This is a genomic window from Aquaticitalea lipolytica, assembly GCF_014641635.1.
GTDB classification, from domain to species: domain Bacteria; phylum Bacteroidota; class Bacteroidia; order Flavobacteriales; family Flavobacteriaceae; genus Aquaticitalea; species Aquaticitalea lipolytica.
This window is the reverse complement of the sequence record NZ_BMIC01000004.1, coordinates 122,390-139,145: the sequence shown is the minus strand read 5'-3', so window position 1 is coordinate 139,145 and position 16,756 is coordinate 122,390. Positions and strand designations below refer to the sequence as shown.

The 16,756-nt window shown below is 31.6% G+C and carries 16 protein-coding genes; 9 read left to right on the top strand and 7 right to left on the bottom strand.

All coding sequences use genetic code 11. The features are described 5' to 3' along the window. Nucleotides 1-20 precede the first annotated feature (20 nt). Nucleotides 21-3,176, bottom strand: coding sequence for a UvrD-helicase domain-containing protein (locus IEW41_RS10900; protein ID WP_188606395.1), 3,156 nt, complete (start codon nt 3,174-3,176; stop codon nt 21-23). Between the two features lie 122 nt (nt 3,177-3,298). Here IEW41_RS10900 and IEW41_RS10895 point away from each other — a divergent pair, with 122 nt between their 5' ends. Then, nucleotides 3,299-3,907 (top strand): superoxide dismutase, encoded by a 609-nt coding sequence (locus IEW41_RS10895; protein ID WP_188606394.1) that lies wholly within the window; start codon nt 3,299-3,301, stop codon nt 3,905-3,907. Between the two features lie 498 nt (nt 3,908-4,405). Here IEW41_RS10895 and IEW41_RS10890 read toward each other — a convergent pair whose 3' ends face one another. The 4 genes from IEW41_RS10890 to purN are packed head-to-tail and all read right to left on the bottom strand — an operon-like array spanning nt 4,406 to nt 8,551. Beyond that, a complete protein-coding gene (locus tag IEW41_RS10890) occupies nt 4,406-6,304 on the bottom strand; it encodes an amidophosphoribosyltransferase (RefSeq protein ID WP_188606393.1) in 1,899 nt (632 codons plus the stop codon). A gap of 57 nt (nt 6,305-6,361) precedes the next feature. Then, nucleotides 6,362-7,288: a PfkB family carbohydrate kinase gene (locus IEW41_RS10885; RefSeq protein WP_188606392.1), complete on the bottom strand. Its 927-nt coding sequence runs from the start codon at nt 7,286-7,288 to the stop codon at nt 6,362-6,364. Between the two features lie 56 nt (nt 7,289-7,344). Further along, nucleotides 7,345-7,983 carry a ribonuclease H1 domain-containing protein gene (locus IEW41_RS10880; protein WP_188606391.1) on the bottom strand — a complete coding sequence of 213 codons (639 nt, stop codon included), beginning with the start codon at nt 7,981-7,983 and terminating at the stop codon, nt 7,345-7,347. Nucleotide 7,984: 1 nt separating this feature from the next. Next, the gene (gene purN / locus IEW41_RS10875) at nt 7,985-8,551 is read right to left on the bottom strand and encodes a phosphoribosylglycinamide formyltransferase (RefSeq protein ID WP_188606390.1); all 567 of its coding nucleotides are present in this window, start codon (nt 8,549-8,551) and stop codon (nt 7,985-7,987) included. Nucleotides 8,552-8,734: 183 nt separating this feature from the next. On the opposite strand from purN, the gene IEW41_RS10870 reads away from it, so the two are divergent. The 5 genes from IEW41_RS10870 (at nt 8,735) to pyk (ending at nt 13,038) form a co-directional block, all read left to right on the top strand. Continuing rightward, entirely contained in the window at nt 8,735-8,968 is a 234-nt protein-coding gene (locus IEW41_RS10870; RefSeq protein WP_010227409.1) for an acyl carrier protein, read from the top strand. A gap of 13 nt (nt 8,969-8,981) precedes the next feature. Then, nucleotides 8,982-10,232: a beta-ketoacyl-ACP synthase II gene (gene fabF, locus IEW41_RS10865; RefSeq protein ID WP_188606389.1), complete on the top strand. Its 1,251-nt coding sequence runs from the start codon at nt 8,982-8,984 to the stop codon at nt 10,230-10,232. Nucleotides 10,233-10,239: 7 nt separating this feature from the next. Next, the gene (gene rnc / locus IEW41_RS10860; protein ID WP_188606388.1) at nt 10,240-10,980 is read left to right on the top strand and encodes a ribonuclease III; all 741 of its coding nucleotides are present in this window, start codon (nt 10,240-10,242) and stop codon (nt 10,978-10,980) included. A 132-nt stretch (nt 10,981-11,112) separates the two neighbouring features. After that, nucleotides 11,113-11,592: an IPExxxVDY family protein gene (locus IEW41_RS10855; protein ID WP_188606387.1), complete on the top strand. Its 480-nt coding sequence runs from the start codon at nt 11,113-11,115 to the stop codon at nt 11,590-11,592. A 3-nt stretch (nt 11,593-11,595) separates the two neighbouring features. Beyond that, nucleotides 11,596-13,038, top strand: a complete 1,443-nt coding sequence (gene pyk, locus IEW41_RS10850; protein ID WP_188606386.1) for a pyruvate kinase — start codon at nt 11,596-11,598, stop codon at nt 13,036-13,038. Nucleotides 13,039-13,044: 6 nt separating this feature from the next. On the opposite strand, the gene dinB is transcribed toward pyk, so the two are convergent. After that, entirely contained in the window at nt 13,045-14,154 is a 1,110-nt protein-coding gene (gene dinB, locus IEW41_RS10845; RefSeq protein WP_188606385.1) for a DNA polymerase IV, read from the bottom strand. Nucleotides 14,155-14,232: 78 nt separating this feature from the next. On the opposite strand from dinB, the gene IEW41_RS10840 reads away from it, so the two are divergent. Further along, nucleotides 14,233-14,700, top strand: a complete 468-nt coding sequence (locus IEW41_RS10840) for a CYTH domain-containing protein (RefSeq protein ID WP_188606384.1) — start codon at nt 14,233-14,235, stop codon at nt 14,698-14,700. A 2-nt stretch (nt 14,701-14,702) separates the two neighbouring features. Further along, on the top strand, nt 14,703-15,200 hold the full coding sequence (locus IEW41_RS10835; RefSeq protein WP_188606383.1) for a YciI family protein: 498 nt from the start codon (nt 14,703-14,705) through the stop codon (nt 15,198-15,200). Between the two features lie 50 nt (nt 15,201-15,250). On the opposite strand, the gene IEW41_RS10830 is transcribed toward IEW41_RS10835, so the two are convergent. Then, entirely contained in the window at nt 15,251-15,757 is a 507-nt protein-coding gene (locus IEW41_RS10830) for a heavy-metal-associated domain-containing protein (RefSeq protein WP_188606382.1), read from the bottom strand. 92 nt (nt 15,758-15,849) lie between these two features. Here IEW41_RS10830 and IEW41_RS10825 point away from each other — a divergent pair, with 92 nt between their 5' ends. Beyond that, on the top strand, nt 15,850-16,728 hold the full coding sequence (locus tag IEW41_RS10825) for a DMT family transporter (protein ID WP_188606381.1): 879 nt from the start codon (nt 15,850-15,852) through the stop codon (nt 16,726-16,728). The last annotated feature ends 28 nt before the right edge of the window (nt 16,729-16,756 follow it).

Genomic DNA, 16,756 nt, shown 5'->3' with positions numbered 1-16,756 from the left:
GATTTTAATTTAGCACAAATTTAAAATTCTTTTATTTGAATATCATCATTTATATAAATAAGTATTTTTTTTAAAACCTTATAATTCATCTCTTCAAGTATATTCTGATAAGTTTCTATTTGTGAGATATGAGATTGTTTTTCTGTGCCAGTTTTATAGTCAATAATAAAAGCTTCATTAGCATCATTAATTACAATTCTATCAGGTCTGAAAACATATCCTTCTTTAGTTATAATATCTTTTTCATTAAAAATGAAAAGCTTGCTATCGAAATAAGGTTTTAAATTTTCATGATTTACTATGTCATAAATTACAGGTTTAAGTTCTTTTACTTGTTCAGAATTAAGCTTACCAGAGGCTAAAAATTCATCTATCACAAAATCAATATCAGTTACAGATTTTATACAAGACATTATATTGTGTACTAAATTTCCTTTTTCTTGCGCTTTTTCTTGTGCTGTATCCCATAGATAACCAGAATTAGTAACAATTTTTAAATTATGGTCTTCTTTGGAAGTAGATATGAATTGCTCTTGAAAAATCGAAATATTTCCTGTTTCATATTCCAATTCTCTGTCTTGATTTCCAAAAGTATATTCGGTTTGAGAATCGTTCCATAAATGAATTGATTTTAAGTAATTAATTAACAACCCAGAGTACCAGTTAAGTTTTTCATTTCCTTTTGTATCTATATCTAATTCAGAAACAATATATAATTGTTCTACTGCTCTTGTTAATACTACATATAGCAAATTAATAGTGTCTAATTCCAATTCTGAGCGATAGTGTTGGTATATCTCTGAGCCTAGATCACCATAATCTTCTAATTCTTTATTTAGATTTAAAAATTGGTGAGAAAAACCATTAAAGTCATTTTTATCAACAGGGAACCATGTTTTTGGTGACATATCAAAATAAAGGTCTTGATTAGCATAAGGGAATATAACTACAGGGAATTCTAATCCTTTAGATTTATGAATGGTCATAATTTGTACAGCATTGTTTCCTTGTGGTGATACAATACTTAATTTGTCTTTTTTTGTTTCCCAATACGAAATGAATTCTGAAAAACTTGCGCTTTGTTTTTGCGAATAATCTAATACCTCGTCTAAATAGAATTGTAAATAAGCATTAGAGCTGCCATTTAAATCAAATTGCCTTACAATAGTTTCAGCCGATTCATATAATGGCATTTGTAAAAAAGAATTAAACTGAAACGTAAAGCCATAATTTTTTAAGTTTTCAAAAAGCTTAGTTACATCTAAATGCACTAAAGACTCAAAAAAGGAGTGTTTATCTTCAAGGTTTAGTTTATGTTCTGCTAAATAACCAAGCACTTCAATTTTTAGTTGCGCATTTTTTGGTTGTGTGGCTAATGATATAACACTATTAATAAAATTAACTTCTGGAGAATTTTTAAGTAATAATGACTCTGATGAAATAACAGGTATTTGTCTGCTGCTTAAATATTCTGCAACAGCAATACCTTCTTTAGATTTTCGGGTTATAACACAAATATCTTTTAAATCAAATCCATTTGCTTTTACCTTTTCAATTGTTTCAAATACTTTTTGGCAGTGCAACTCATCTTTATCTTCGTCTTCATTTTTAATATCTAAAAAGCTCAACTCAACATAGCCATCTTCTTTTATAAATTGATCTTGATGACTGTTTTTATAAATAGTTTGATGTTCAATATTTGAAAAAGCAAAGTCAGAAACGTGTTTAAAAAAAGCATTGTTAAAATTGACTATCGATTTTGTACTACGATAATTAGTAGGCAAATTTTTCACTTCTTGAGTGATAACAAATGGTTTAACTTTTTTACTGTACAAATCAATAAACTGCTCGGCTTTCCCGCCTCTCCACCTATAAATTGCTTGTTTAGCATCGCCAACAATCATTGCAGAACCTGTTTCTCCTTTTAGGTTTTCGCCAGAAAGAGCATTATCTACTAACGGAATTAAATTTTGCCATTGTAATTGAGATGTGTCTTGAAATTCATCAATAAAATAATGTTTAAACTTTTCTCCTATTCGCTCATAAATAAAAGGCGCTGGTTGAGCATTAATTTCATTACTTATTATAGAGTTAAATTCAGATATTAAAAGTAAATCTTCTTCTTCTTTAATATCGTTTAGAGTTTGGTTTATGGCACTTAAAACAGACAAAGGTGTTATGTTTTTTAATGTGTTTTTTAAAAACTTAATCTCAACAATTTTTGCCTTACTCTCCTCAAAATATATTACTAATTGATTTTGAATAGCATCAATAATTGATGCGGTTTCAGATGTTACACGTTTAGGGTAAAGTGCTGAACCTTCAATAAGATTAGTTTGCCAAACCAAACCAAAGCCAACATTAAAATCGCCATCTACTAGTTTTTGAAAATATTTAGGCAAATAACTACTAGAAAAATCATCAAATTGCAAACCATGATTAACAATAAGCTCTAATGTATTTTGTGCAATTGCAATAATATCTTTTTCTAATGTTTTATTTTTCTTTGTTAGTAGCTCTTTTAGTGCTTTAAAATCATTTAGGGTTTTATGTTTTAATTCTTTTATAAATGGAATATCGTTTTCGCTAACTAATAATTTAGAAATGTTATTAAAATCGTATGATACATCCCAACTTTTATCATCGTCAGCTTTTTCAATTGCAAAATCAATTAAAACTTTGGTAAGATCTTCATCAGTTCCTGCTTTATCAATGAGTTTATCAACAGCCTTACTTAAAAGCGTTTTTGTATCTAGCTCAACTTCAAAATTTAAAGGTAATTTTAAATCGTGAGCAAAAGTTCGGATAAGCTTATGATTAAATTTATCGATAGTTGATATATCAAAAGAGGCATAATTGTGAACAATAGTTTCTAAAATGATTTTTGACTTTTGATGCAATTCTTTTGGTTCGATCGGCATTTCTTCAACAATTGCATTAAACATACTGTTTGGTTTAACAAGTATGTTTTCATCAGAAAATTGCTGTAGAGTTTCTAGAACTCTTTCTTTCATTTCTGCAACTGCTTTATTAGTAAAAGTTAATGCTAAAATGTTTCTAAAAGCCAAAGGGTAATTAGAGTGTAATAAAATTTTAAGGTATTCTTTTACAAGCGTGAAGGTTTTACCACTTCCTGCAGATGCATTATAAATTGTAAAAGGGTGTGCTTTTGACATGAAACAAATTTTGATACAAGATAAAAACTATCAATGATTCTATAGCTATTTATTATTTTTAATTGCGCTCTTTTATCCGTAAATTTGAGGGAATTAAATATTAACAATAATAAACAGAAATTATGGCTTTCGAATTACCGAAATTAAAATATGCGTACGACGCTTTAGAACCAAATATTGATGCTCGTACTATGGAGATACACCATTCTAAACACCACCAAGGTTACACAAACAATCTAAATAATGCTATTGCTGGAACAGATTTAGAAGGAAAAACAATTGAAAATATTCTTTCTAATTTAGACATGAAAAATGCAGCAGTTAGAAATAATGGTGGAGGGTTTTATAATCACTCTTTATTTTGGGACGTGATGAATCCTGAAGGAAAAGGACGCTTGTCGGGAGATTTAAAGGATGCGATTGAAAAAGCTTATGGCTCTTTTGATGCTTTTAAAGATGCTTTTAGCAAAGCAGCTGCTACTCAATTTGGATCTGGATGGGCTTGGTTATGCGTACATAAAGGAGGAAAAGTTGAAGTGTGCTCTACACCAAATCAAGACAACCCATTAATGCCAGGTGTTACTTGCGGAGGAACTCCAATTTTAGGATTAGATGTTTGGGAACACGCATACTACTTAAATTACCAAAACAGAAGACCAGACTATATTAATGCATTTTTTAATGTTATTAATTGGAATGAAGTTGAAAGACGTTATGCAGAAGCTAAATAAGTTTCTAACATAAATAAATGAAAAGCAAACCTTTTTGGTTTGCTTTTTTTATGCCTTATTTTAACATTATTAAAAATGAAAAAAGGTGAACGAGTGTTCACCTTTTTTGCCCCAAATCTACCATAAACTTAACCTACTTATGTTATGGTTTAACAAATATAAAGGGACTTTAATGTAACGGCTAAATTTTTTAGATAAACGACGAATAAACTGGGCTGAAAGAAAAAATCCGTTTCCTTTTTATCTAAATTAATACGGAAGAGGCTTAAAAAAGTATATATATTCTAAAGATAGTTTCATTTTATTCCATAAAAAAAGGTGAACGAGTGTTCACCTTTTTTTGCCCCAAATCTACCATGAACTTAACCTACTTATGTTATGGTGATACTAATGTATGTGTTTCTAAATTAAGAATTTGCAAATATTAGACGAAATGCATTTTTATCAGATTAAATACGTTTTTTACAGGATAAAATGCTAAAAAATAAGATAATCTATTTAATAAGCACGTTCTTTATTGCCTTCGCAAAAGTTTATAAATGCCTTATTTACAACACGATTGCCTCCAGGTGTTGGGTAATTACCTGTAAAATACCAATCGCCTAAATTATTAGGGCACGCTTTATGTAAATTTTCGACAGTTTGAAATATTGTTTTTACTTCAGCCTTTACTGTTGTGTCACTTATTAGCTCAGCAATTTTATCAGAGATTTGTTCATCTGTAAATTCATTATATAAGTCTTTTACGAAATTTTGAACGTTTTTATCTTCTATATCAACTTGAGCTTTACATTTTTTGTAAACCTCATCAATTAAATGGTATTTATTATTTTCTTTTAAAAGCTCCAACATAGCTCTAAAAGCAATTAAACCTTCAAGACGAGCCATATCTATACCATAACAATCAGGGTAACGAATTTGAGGAGCAGATGAAACTACAATTATCTTTTTAGGATGCAATCTATCCATCATTTTAATGATGCTCTTTTTTAAAGTTGTACCTCTAACAATACTATCATCAATTATAACAAGATTATCAGTTGGCTTAATAACTCCATAAGTTACATCGTACACGTGAGCCACTAAATCATCTCTACTACTATCTTCTGTAATAAATGTACGTAGCTTAACATCTTTAATAGCAATTTTTTCTATTCGTGGACGTTCAGACAAAATTTGAGTTACTCTTTCTGCAGATAGCTTACCATTTCCATCAAGGATAGCTTGAGTTTTTCTTTTGTTTAGATGTTCTTCAACGGTTTCTATCATCCCAAAAAACGAAGTTTCTGCTGTATTTGGTATATATGAGAATACTGTGTTTTTTGTGTCATTATCAATTGCCTCAAGTACTTTAGGCATTAATAATTTTCCTAGTTTTTTTCGCTCTTGATATATTTCGGCATCACTTCCTCTAGAAAAATATATGCGTTCAAACGAACAGGCTTTACGCTCTAAAGGTTCAATTATTTTTTTAATTGAAGTTTCCCCAGATTTTTTTGTGATAATTGCATGACCAGGCGTGAGTTCCTTTACGTCTTCAAAATTTACATTAAATACAGTTTGGATTACAGGGCGTTCAGAAGCTACCACTACTACCTCGTCATCTTTATAATAATAAGCTGGACGAATACCAGCAGGATCACGTAATACAAACGAGTCTCCATGACCTAAAAGACCAGCCATTGCATAGCCTCCATCCCAGTTTTTAGAAGCTCTTTTTAAAATTTTAGCAACGTTTAATCGTTCTGCAATTAATGGTGTGCATTCATTTTTATTGAACCCTTCATTTTTAAGCTGCTTATATTTTTTAGCAACGGCGTCATCAAGGAAGTGACCTATTTTTTCCATTATGGTTATAGTGTCTGCTTTTTCTTTTGGATGCTGCCCTAACCTTACTAAGCCTTCAAATAGTTCGTTAACATTAGTCATGTTAAAATTTCCTGCGACAATTAGGTTTCTGTGCATCCAGTTATTTTGCCTTAAAAACGGATGAACACTCTCAACACTATTTTTACCAAATGTACCATAACGTACATGGCCTAAAAGCAATTCGCCTATGTATGGAATATGTTTTTTTTGTAATGAAACATCATCAAGATATTCTGGGTTTTCAGAAAAATCTTTATTAACACGTTCATTAATTTGATCAAAAATATCTTGTATTGGCTGTTGAGCAATAGAGCGTACTCTACTTATATAACGTTCTCCAGGAGCTGTGTCTAATTTTATGCTTGCAAAACCAGCACCATCTTGTCCTCGATTGTGTTGTTTTTCCATCATTAAATACATTTTATTAACGCCATAAAATGCACTTCCATATTTTTCTTTATAGAATTCTAATGGTTTTAAAAGTCTTATAAGTGCAATTCCACACTCATGTTTTAAAGCATCACTCATTGGTTTTGTTGTGTTGTATTTATATTAAAAAACGCGCTCAATTTTGAGCGCGTTAGTTTATGTTAATTCTATTTCAAATTGTGTTAGTTGTTTAAACTGTTGTAAACGTTGATGCACTTCTTTATAGCCTAGATTTTCCATTCGTTCTGTTCCAAATTTTTCTACACAAAATGAGGCTAATGTTGAGCCATAAATAACTGCGTTTTTCATATTTTCAAAAGACACATCATTTGTTTTAGCAAGGTATCCAGCAAAACCTCCTGCAAATGTATCTCCAGCTCCTGTTGGGTCAAACACTTCTTCTAAAGGTAATGCAGGTGCATAAAACACATTATCATCATGAAACAATAAAGCGCCATGTTCACCTTTTTTAATAACTACATATTTTGGACCCATTTCATGAATTTTGCGCGCTGCTACTACTAATGAATATTCTCCTGTAAGTTGTCTTGCTTCCTCATCATTAATGGTAATGACATCTATTTTTTTAATTACAGATTTTAACTCCTCTAAAGCGCAATCCATCCAAAAGTTCATAGTGTCTAAAATGACCAATTTAGGTTTCTTCTCCATTTGTTCTAATACGCTGAGCTGAACGAGTGGATGTAAGTTACCAAGCATTACAACTTCGGCATCTTTATAATTTGTTGGTACAACAGGATTGAAATCTGCTAATACATTAAGCTCAGTTGCTAAAGTATCTCTAGTGTTCATATCATTATGATATTTACCACTCCAAAAGAAAGTTTTTCCTTCTTTTACAATTTCAATACCAGAAATATCAATATTTTTATTTGAAAGTAAGTCTAAATGTTTTTGAGGGAAATCACCTCCTACAATAGATACAATTGCTGCGTCTACATTAAATTGTGATGCAGCTAAGCCTATAAATGTTGCTGCTCCACCAAGAATTTTATCTGTTTTTCCAAAAGGCGTTTCAATAGCATCAAAAGCTACTGTTCCTACAATTACTAATTTACTCATGTTGAGGTTTCAAAATTTTGTGCAAATATAAGGTTTTTAAGTCCTAAATAGCGAATTTATTTTCTACCAAAATCAGCAGGAATTTCTCCCCAAGCTTTAGTTTCCCATTTTACAATAATTGTAGCGTAAGAGTTTTCTTTAAGCCAAAGAACTGCTCTATCAACCAAATCAAAGACGGGTTTATTTTTATCGTTTCTTTCCAACTTAGTATTGCAGCTTTTCTTTTTCACCCAACTAATGGCTGTTTTTGAATCTGTATAAATAATTTTATCACTGTTTTTTTTCTTCAGCAAGGCTAAACCATGAACTATGGCAAGAAATTCGCCAATATTATTTGTGCCTTGCTCAAAAGGACCTTGAATAAAAAGTTGTTTTTTGGTTTTTGTGTCGACACCACGATATTCCATAATCCCAGGATTACCACTTGAAGCCGCATCAACAGAAATAGAATTATAATTTGGTTGCCCTATTTTTTTGAGTTGTTCTTCTGAGAGTCCACTTTTAAATTTACCTTTAGTTATATAGTCTTTATAATTGCCTTTTAATGCTTTTTTTGCAGCATCAAAGGTTTCAAAAGACTTGTATTGTGCGCCTTGAAAATCTTTAATTTGAGCTTTGCAGTCATCCCAAGTTTCAAACACTCCTGTACGATGACCTTTCCAGACAGTATAATATTTCTTTTTCTTTTTAGACATGTTAAGAAAATAATATTGAATCTACCACCTTAGGAAAATGCTCCATTTCTAATTGATGAATTTTAGCAGCTACATCTTCCGAAGTATCTGTTGGAACAACCTCACATTTCGCTTGAAATATAATTGCACCTTCATCATAATTTTCATTCACATAATGGATGGTTATACCTGTTTCTGTTTCTTTATTATTCACAACAGCTTCATGAACGTGCATGCCATACATCCCTTTTCCTCCATACTTTGGTAATAAAGCAGGATGAATATTAATAACTTTATTAGGAAATGCTTTTAAAATTTGCTCAGGGAATTTCCATAAAAACCCAGCTAAAACTATTAAATCAGGATTATTAGCTTTTAATAGGCTTAAAACATCATTACTTTGAGTAAATGCTATTTTATTAAATGAAAGCGCGCTAACATTAAGTTTTTTAGCTCTTTCTAAAACTTTGGCATGAGGATTGTTAGTAAGCACCTGAATGACAGACACATTATCTCTGTTGTGAAAAAACTTGATTAAATTTTCAGCATTAGTGCCACTTCCGGACGCAAAAATTACCACACGTTTCATTTTACAGATTATAATGTTAATTGTTCGAACAAAAAAAAGAATAATTATTAACAATTAGAAGGTAAAAGTCAATTACTTCAATTTTATTTTATTAAATTACAAACACATTTTTAAAGTAAAGGTGATTATTAAAATAAAGTTTTTTATTTTTGCCAACTAATTAAAACTTAAAATTAAAAGATTATGTCAGACATTGCATCAAGAGTAAAAGCGATTATTGTAGACAAATTAGGTGTAGATGAAAACGAAGTTGTTACTGAAGCAAGCTTCACTAACGATTTAGGAGCGGATTCATTAGACACTGTTGAATTAATCATGGAATTCGAAAAAGAATTTGATATTCAAATCCCAGACGACCAAGCAGAAAACATTGCTACAGTTGGTCAAGCTATCTCTTATATAGAAAAAGCAAAATAAGTAACAAAACTTTATGGAATTAAGGCGAGTTGTAGTTACAGGTTTAGGCGCTTTAACACCAATTGGAAATACCAAAGATGAATATTGGGATGCTCTGGTTAGTGGTAAAAGTGGTGCTGCGCCTATAACATATTTTGACACTGAAAAGTTCAAAACCAAATTCGCTTGCGAATTAAAAAACTTTGTTGCGACCGATTTTATAGATCGAAAGTTAGCAAGCAGAATGGATCGGTTTACGCAGTATGCAATGGTAGCTTCAGATGAAGCTATTGCAGACTCAAAACTAGATTTAGAAACGGTTAACAAGTTACGCGTAGGAGTTATTTGGGGAGCAGGAATTGGAGGTCTTGAAACATTTCAGGAAGAAGTTTTGAATTTCGCTAAAGGCGACGGTTCACCACGTTTTAATCCGTTCTTTATTCCAAAAATGATTGCAGATATAGCCCCTGGAAACATATCTATTAAAAATGGATTTATGGGACCAAACTATACTACAGTTTCAGCTTGTGCTTCGTCAGCCAATGCAATGATTGATGCTTTAAACTATATACGTTTAGGACATTGTGATGTTATTGTAACAGGAGGAAGCGAAGCCGCTGTAACTATTGCTGGTATGGGAGGTTTTAATGCGATGCACGCTTTATCAACACGTAATGAAAGCCCAGAAACAGCTTCAAGACCATTTGATGCAACCAGAGATGGTTTTGTGTTAGGAGAAGGAGCAGGAGCAATAATTCTTGAAGATTACGAGCATGCAAAAGCAAGAGGAGCTAAAATTTATGCTGAGATATTAGGAGGCGGAATGTCTTCTGACGCTTATCATATGACTGCGCCTCATCCAGATGGATTAGGAGTTATGGCTGTAATGAGAAATTGCTTGGAAAATGCAGGATTGAAACCAGAAGATGTAGACCATATTAATACACATGGAACTTCTACACCTTTAGGCGATGTTGCCGAACTAAAAGCTATTACTGAAGTTTTTGGCGATCACGCTAAAAACATTAATATTAATTCAACGAAGTCCATGACTGGACATTTATTGGGAGCTGCAGGAGCTGTTGAATCTATTGCTGCAATTTTAGCAATGGAACATGGAATTGTCCCTCCAACAATAAATCACACTGTAGTTGATGAAAATATTGACTCACAATTGAATTTAACTTTAAATAAAGCTCAAAAGCGAGATGTTAAAGTGGCAATGAGTAATACGTTTGGTTTTGGTGGACACAACGCTTGTGTTTTATTCAAAAAACTAGATTAAGCATCGAATGAATTACATTCGTAACATATTAAATTCCCGTTCTAAAAACGACGGGAATTTTTTTTTGCAACTTCAAAAAATTTTAGGATTTAAACCTAAAGACAAAACACTTTACATAAAAGCATTTACGCACAGATCCATGAATATAAAGGATAAAGGTGGTGCTGCAATTAATTACGAACGATTAGAATTTGTTGGAGATGCTATGCTTGGTGCTGTAATTGCATCTTATTTGTTTAGTGAAGTTCCAGAAGGAGATGAAGGGTATTTAACAAAAATGCGTTCTAAAGTAGTTAGTAGAGAGCATCTTAATGAGTTAGGTAAAGAACTTAACCTTATTGATTTTATTGAAAGCAAAATACCTAAAAGCAATTTTGGGAATAATATACATGGTAACCTTTTTGAAGCCTTGGTTGGCGCAATTTTTTTAGATAGAGGATATAAATATTGCGAAAAATTTATCTACAAAAGAGTAATTGATGCTCATGTAGATATTGAAACACTCGAAGGCAAAGTAATAAGCTACAAAAGTTTGCTAATCGAGTGGTGTCAAAAAGAAAAGAAAACATTTGACTACAATGTTTATGAAGATACAGGAAATGATAATATTAAACATTTTTCAGTTAAGCTTTCAATAGACAATAAAATTGTGTCAAAAGCCAGAGCAACATCTAAAAAGAAAGCTGAAGAAAAAGCTTCAAAACGCGCTTTCTTCGCTTTTCAGAATAAGATTTCACGACCTTTTTAAATACAATTCAATAATAATCATCAAAATACCGAAAACTATAACGTTTTCGTAATAATCTTCTGTAAAGAATAGTTAAAACGTAGCCCTAGATTTGCATAAAATACTATATTTACAACTCATGATTTTATAATTATGGCTTTACACAAATTACATGTAGATGATTTTTATGACGACTCATTTTCGTTAATTGCTATTCATTGCAGTTTAGAAGATTACAGATTAGCCTATCTTCTTAATAAGCATTTAAACATTAGTTTGGTGCGAAAACCTCAAGACTTAGATTATAAATATTTTGCGGCAACATATTCCATTTTTGAATGGGAAGATGAAAAACAGCATACCACATGGAATTTAGTATCTAATATATGTAAGAGAGAAGAAGATGGTTTACAAAGTTCAGGATCACTATTTAATACAAGTAATACCATTTTAAAAACATATCATTTATTACCAGAATTTAAAAATGTTGATTATCTAATAAAGGTTATGAATGAAGATCAAAGTTTTGACGAAAAACAAATTTTAGACACATTACAATCTATTCCACAACTCGTAACGAGTTACAATATAGATGTTGAACATATAAAATCGAAAGACAATTTAATTTTTTAATTAATGTTAAAAAGAAAAAAAACAAAAATAGTAGCAACTCTAGGACCAGCAACAAGCACAAAAGAAGTGCTTAAAGCGATGTTAGAAGAAGGTGTAGATGTATTTAGAGTTAATTTTTCACATGCCGATTATAAAGATGTTGAAGAGCGTATTAAAATGATACGAGAACTTAATGATGAGTTTGGGTTTAATGCGGCTATTTTAGCCGACTTACAAGGTCCTAAGCTTAGAGTTGGAGTTATGAAAGGCGAGGTAATTGTTAACGAAGGAGATGAAATTATTTTTGCAACAGGCAAAAAATTTGAAGGCACAAAAAAGCGTGTCTATATGACCTATGATAAGTTTCCTCAAGACGCTAAACCAGGAGAAAGAATATTACTAGATGATGGTAAGTTAATCTTTGAAGTTGTATCAACAGATAAAAAATCGGAAGTTAAAGCACGAGTTATTCAAGGAGGACCATTACGTTCTAAGAAAGGGGTTAATTTACCAAACACCAATATTTCTCAACCAGCATTAACCGAGAAAGACATAGAAGATGCTTTATTTGCAATAAAAATGAAGGTAGATTGGATGGCTTTATCATTTGTTAGACATGCTGAAGACTTAATGCAATTAGAAGAATTGATAAAACAAAATAGCGATCACAAAATCCCTATTATTGCTAAAATTGAGAAGCCAGAAGCTGTAGAAAACATTGATAAGATTGTAGCTTACTGCGATGGATTAATGGTTGCTCGTGGAGATTTAGGTGTAGAAATTCCTGCAGAGGAAGTGCCATTAATACAAAAGCAATTAGTATTAAGAGCAAAACGTGCAAGAATACCAGTAATTATTGCAACTCAAATGATGGAGACTATGATTTCTAGCCTTACACCAACTAGAGCAGAGGTAAATGATGTTGCCAATTCTGTAATGGATGGAGCAGATGCAGTAATGCTATCTGGAGAAACATCAGTAGGTAGTTATCCAGTGCAAGTAATTAGGCAAATGGCAAATATAGTACGTAGTGTTGAAGATTCTCCACTTATTAAAGTGCCGCAAATACCACCTCATATTCGTACTAAACGCTATATAACAAAATCAATTTGTTACCATGCTGCACATATGGCAAATGAGATTAATGCAAAAGCTATTTCTACATTAACTAATAGTGGTTATACTGCGTTTCAAATTTCGGCTTGGAGACCAAGTGCTCATATTTTAGTGTTTACATCTAACAAGCGTATATTAACACAGCTTAACTTACTTTGGGGAGTTAAAGCTTTTTATTACGATAAGTTTGTAAGTACAGATGAGACTATTGAAGACGTAAATGCTATTGCTTGTCAAAAAGGCTATTTAGAGCTTGGAGATATGTTGGTAAGCTTAGCTGCAATGCCAATACAAGATAAAGGAATGGTAAATACATTAAGAGTTACAGAGATTACCAGTTGTAGTTTTTAACTTTAATTAAAACTCAAACTTTAACTGTACACTTACAGTTTTAGTAGGTTCAGTTTTGAGTCTCACTTTAGTTTTTTCGGTATTAAGGTTAGACATAGATATACCAAGCAAGCGCACAGAATTATTCATCTTTTCTTGATAAAGTAAATCTTTAGCAGTCTCTAGAATAATGCTTTTATCACTCACAAAATAAGGTAGAGTTTTACTTCGTGTTTGTAGAGTGAAGTCGCTATATTTTATTTTTAATGTTACTGTTTTACCTGCTACTTTACTTTTTTCTAAACGTCTTGAGACCTCTTTGGCAATCTTATCTAGCTTTTCTAACATAAAAATTTCGCTCGACAGGTTTTCATTAAAGGTGCGTTCAGCAGCTAACGATTTTCTTGTCCTGTTAGGCTTTACTTCACTATTATGTATACCTCTAACAATGTAATAATAATAACGACCAGACTTACCAAAGTTTTCGTCGAGATATTCTAAGGTTTTAGATTTTAAATCCTTTCCTGTGAAAATTCCTAATTGGTACATTTTTTCAGCAGTTACTTTACCTACTCCATAAAACTTACGAATATCTAATTGTTCTAAAAACTCTAAAACCTCTTCAGGGTTTACAGTTTTTTGACCGTTAGGTTTATTATAGTCACTAGCAACTTTAGCAACAAATTTATTCACCGAAATTCCTGCTGAAGCAGTTAAACCAACCTCTTTAAAAATGCGCTCGCGAATTTCTTTTGCAATTAATGATGCGCTTGGGTTTCCTTTTTTATTTTCAGTAACGTCTAAATAAGCTTCGTCTAATGATAATGGCTCAACTAAGTCGGTATAATCGCGAAATATTTTACGTATTTTTTTAGAAATTTCGTGATATCTCTCAAAATTAGGACGCACAAAAATAAGATCAGGGCAATTTCGTTTTGCCTGCAAACCACTCATAGCGCTTCTAACACCAAACTTACGAGCCTCATAACTAGCAGCACTCACTACACCGCGTTTTTCACTTCCACCAACAGCAATTGGTTTACCTTTAAGTTCAGGATTATCCATTTGCTCTACAGACGCATAAAACGCATCCATATCTACATGAATAATTTTTCTTATTGGTAAATCGTCTTGCATAACGTAAATTTAGAACATCTAATTGAAATATCGTATTTGTAATAATTAATAAGATTTTCGCTAAAGCGGAATTTGAGCATGATAGAAATAGAACGTAAATTTTTAGTTACTTCAAACAATTTTAAAGAACAAGCCTTTAAGAAAACACGTATAATACAAGGGTTTTTAAATACTGATAAAGAACGAACAGTAAGAGTTAGGCTTAAGGGAGATAGAGGTTTTTTAACAGTTAAAGGACTATCATCTGATGATGGGTTATCTCGTTTTGAGTGGGAAACTGAAATACCTGAAACTGATGCCAAATTGCTTTTAAAGTTATGTGAAAAAGGGGTTATTGATAAAGTTAGACACGAAATAAAAGCTGATAATCACACCTATGAAGTAGATGAATTTTTTGGAGATAATGAAGGTTTAATTATTGCTGAAATAGAATTAAACCACATTTCAGAAATTTTTAAAAAACCTTTATGGTTAGGTGAAGAAGTTACTGGAAATGAAAAATATTACAATTCGCAATTAAGCAAACAACCTTATAAAACATGGTAATTATGAAAAGAACTATTGTATTAGTCCTAGGATCATTGTTATTGTTTTCATGTAAACAAGAAGCAAAAGAACTTAAAAAAGAGACAAGAATAATTGAAGAAAAAATTGAAAAATCAACTAAGCAAATAAAAGAAGAATTGGTCTCAAAAGGCTTTCAAATTTTTGATTATGTAGATGAAAAGTCACAAGACACAATACTAATGCAGCAATATTTTATAGCTTTTTTAAAAACAGGGCCAAACCGTTCACAATCTAAAGAAGTTGCAGATAGTTTACAAGTATTACATTTGGCGCATTTAGGGAAGATGTATGATTTAGGTTATGCTGATATTTCTGGACCTTTTGGAGATGATGGCGACATAAGAGGAATAACAATTTATAATGTGGCTACATTACAAATGGCTGATAGTTTAGCAAATGCAGATCCAATGGTAAAGTCTGGTAGATTAGTAATAGAAATGCATCCTTGGTGGGCAGCTAAAGGGTTCTCTTTAAGATAAAAAAAGCCACTTCAAAAAGAAGTGGCTTTTTAATTGTATTTGCATTTAAATTATGCTTTTTCTTTTTTAACGCAACATTCCTTTTTGCAGTTTTCTTTACAAGCTTTCTTTTCAGCAGCTGTTTTTTCAGTACAACTCGCCATTTTACAATCTGCACTGCACTCATGCTTTTCAGTAGAAAAAGCTTCAACAGTTTTCATGTCTTTTACCGAATAAGTATCTCCAACTTTTTTAACTGTTTCTTCAAGAGAGGTTGGTGTTACTTTTGCTTCATCATATTCTACCATTGCTAATTGTCTGTCAAAATCTACAGTTGCAGATTTTACACCTTCCATCTTTGCAATTTTCTTTTCAATAGTTTTTGCACATCCCATTGCGCAAGTCATTCCTTCTATACCAAATTCAGCTTTAGCATATTTAGCATTTGGGTCTAACTTTGCAACCTCTGTTGAGGCCTCTGTTTCAACAGTTTTTACTTCTGGACTTGTTTCATTTTTACAAGATAGAATTAGTAGACTTGCAAAAGCAATTAGACTTATATTTTTAAATGTCATCATAGATTTAAAGTATTGATTTCCGAACAAATCTAATAAATATTGATGTTTATTGCATAATAATTAACGATTTTTGTGATTTAGAACATTATTAGATGAAAGGAATTAATGCAAAGTGGGTTTATCTTTTTATTTTATCATTAATTTGGGGAAGTTCGTTTATCCTTATAAAAAAGTCTCTTCTTGGGCTTACGCCTTTTCAATTAGGTTCTCTTAGAACAATATTTACTGGAACTTTTCTTTTTATTGCAGGCTATAGTACTATTAAAACTATTGAAAAACAGCAATGGAAATGGTTGATTTTATCTGGCTTTTTGGGTTCTTTTTTCCCTGCCTTTTTGTTTGCAATTGCAGAAACAGAAATTGATAGTTCTATTGCTTCAATATTAAACTCATTAGTGCCTTTAAATACCATTTTAATGGGTTTTGCCATTTTTAAGATTACATCTACTAAGCGACAAATGTTTGGAGTAATTATTGGATTTATTGGGACAGCAATACTTATTTTAAAAGGGGCAAACTTAAATCCCAATCAAAACTACTTATATGCTGGATTTGTTATTTTTTCAACAATCATGTATGCTGCTAATGTTAATATTATTAAGAGACATTTATATAGTGTAAAGCCTCTTACTATTGCAGTAGGAAATTATGTGTCTATTATTATTCCTGCAGTAATTATTTTATTGTGTTCTGGGTTTTTTAGCGACACTACATTTAATAAACCAGATTTTAAAATGTCGTTAGTTTATGTTACTATTTTATCATTTTTTGGTACTGCATTGGCGAAAGTAATGTTTAACAAATTAATACATATATCAACACCTGTGTTTGCGTCTTCTGTAACATATTTAATGCCTATTGTAGCTTTAGGATGGGGAATTTTAGACGGAGAGTCTTTTACATTAACACAAGGCTTTGCATCAATTATAATACTAATAGGTGTTTACTTATCGCATCGTCCTAAAGCATAAAAAAACCCAAAGCGATTAAGCTTCGGGT